General features: G+C 53.5%; 2 rRNA genes. Both read left to right on the forward strand.

The annotated features are described in order from the left end of the window. The first annotated feature begins 117 nt into the window (after positions 1 to 117). Positions 118 to 1,649: ribosomal RNA gene (locus tag AC3FMM_RS31345) — 16S ribosomal RNA — on the forward strand. Between the two features lie 336 nt (positions 1,650 to 1,985). Then, positions 1,986 to 2,524 (forward strand): 23S ribosomal RNA (locus AC3FMM_RS31350); the annotation flags it as partial.

The raw sequence follows: 2,524 nt of genomic DNA on the forward strand, positions 1-2,524 counted from the left end.
AAGTTATACAGTGCTCGCACAGCAAAACGTGACTGGATCTTCGGATCTGGTCAGTCAGTTTTCTGAGAGTGAGCGACCGCTCGAAAGAGCGAGGACCTTCGGGTCCACACAGAGATTGAACTGAAGAGTTTGATCCTGGCTCAGATTGAACGCTGGCGGCATGCCTTACACATGCAAGTCGAACGGCAGCGCGGGCTTCGGCCTGGCGGCGAGTGGCGAACGGGTGAGTAATACATCGGAACGTGCCCTGTCGTGGGGGATAACTAGTCGAAAGATTAGCTAATACCGCATACGACCTGAGGGTGAAAGCGGGGGACCGCAAGGCCTCGCGCGATAGGAGCGGCCGATGTCTGATTAGCTAGTTGGTGGGGTAAGAGCCTACCAAGGCGACGATCAGTAGCTGGTCTGAGAGGACGATCAGCCACACTGGGACTGAGACACGGCCCAGACTCCTACGGGAGGCAGCAGTGGGGAATTTTGGACAATGGGGGCAACCCTGATCCAGCAATGCCGCGTGTGTGAAGAAGGCCTTCGGGTTGTAAAGCACTTTTGTCCGGAAAGAAATGGCGCTGGTTAATACCCGGCGTCGATGACGGTACCGGAAGAATAAGCACCGGCTAACTACGTGCCAGCAGCCGCGGTAATACGTAGGGTGCGAGCGTTAATCGGAATTACTGGGCGTAAAGCGTGCGCAGGCGGTTTGATAAGACAGGCGTGAAATCCCCGAGCTCAACTTGGGAATGGCGCTTGTGACTGTCAGGCTAGAGTATGTCAGAGGGGGGTAGAATTCCACGTGTAGCAGTGAAATGCGTAGAGATGTGGAGGAATACCGATGGCGAAGGCAGCCCCCTGGGACGTCACTGACGCTCATGCACGAAAGCGTGGGGAGCAAACAGGATTAGATACCCTGGTAGTCCACGCCCTAAACGATGTCAACTAGTTGTTGGGGATTCATTTCTTCAGTAACGTAGCTAACGCGTGAAGTTGACCGCCTGGGGAGTACGGTCGCAAGATTAAAACTCAAAGGAATTGACGGGGACCCGCACAAGCGGTGGATGATGTGGATTAATTCGATGCAACGCGAAAAACCTTACCTACCCTTGACATGCCACTAACGAAGCAGAGATGCATCAGGTGCCCGAAAGGGAAAGTGGACACAGGTGCTGCATGGCTGTCGTCAGCTCGTGTCGTGAGATGTTGGGTTAAGTCCCGCAACGAGCGCAACCCTTGTCTCTAGTTGCTACGAAAGGGCACTCTAGAGAGACTGCCGGTGACAAACCGGAGGAAGGTGGGGATGACGTCAAGTCCTCATGGCCCTTATGGGTAGGGCTTCACACGTCATACAATGGTGCGTACAGAGGGTTGCCAACCCGCGAGGGGGAGCTAATCCCAGAAAACGCATCGTAGTCCGGATCGTAGTCTGCAACTCGACTACGTGAAGCTGGAATCGCTAGTAATCGCGGATCAGCATGCCGCGGTGAATACGTTCCCGGGTCTTGTACACACCGCCCGTCACACCATGGGAGTGGGTTTTGCCAGAAGTAGTTAGCCTAACCGCAAGGAGGGCGATTACCACGGCAGGGTTCATGACTGGGGTGAAGTCGTAACAAGGTAGCCGTATCGGAAGGTGCGGCTGGATCACCTCCTTTCAGAGCGTGCCTCCGGCGTTGAGCGTCCACACTTATCGGTAGTTTGTTGGTTAAGGCCAGGTGGCCAAATGCAAGCGCTTAAGACTTGAGCGTTTGCATTTGGCATTGCCTAGCGATCGCGGGTCTGACCTGCGGATCGGCTGTTCTTTAACAATATGGGATGTAGTAAAGGTGTCGCGGTGCTTTGATGAGAAGCACAGTAGTTAAACGCGATACCGGGTTGTGATTGTATCAACCAAAATGTATTTTAAAGTGATCGAAAGATGACTTGGAATACGGCACAAATGCGAGAACTCAACCTGTAGTGAGCGTGTCTTCGAGACACACTTGTTATAGGGTCAAGCGAACAAGTGCATGTGGTGGATGCCTTGGCGATCACAGGCGATGAAGGACGCGGTAGCCTGCGAAAAGCTTCGGGGAGCTGGCAAACAAGCTTTGATCCGGAGATGTCCGAATGGGGAAACCCGGCCCGTATGGGTCATCCCACACTGAATTCATAGGTGTGGGAAGCGAACGCGGCGAACTGAAACATCTAAGTAGCTGCAGGAACAGAAATCAACCGAGATTCCCAAAGTAGTGGCGAACGAAATGGGAAGAGCCTTGTACTCTTTAGCAGTGGTGTTAGCAGAACGGGATGGAAAGCCCGGCCATAGCAGGTGATAGCCCTGTATGCGAAAACACGATTGTGGAACTAGGTGTACGACAAGTAGGGCGGGACACGTGAAATCCTGTCTGAAGATGGGGGGACCATCCTCCAAGGCTAAATACTCGTGATCGACCGATAGTGAACCAGTACCGTGAGGGAAAGGCGAAAAGAACCCCGGGAGGGGAGTGAAATAGATCCTGAAACCGCATGCATACAAACAGTCGGAGCC

It is taken from the genome of Cupriavidus sp. 207A1 (assembly GCF_057798955.1).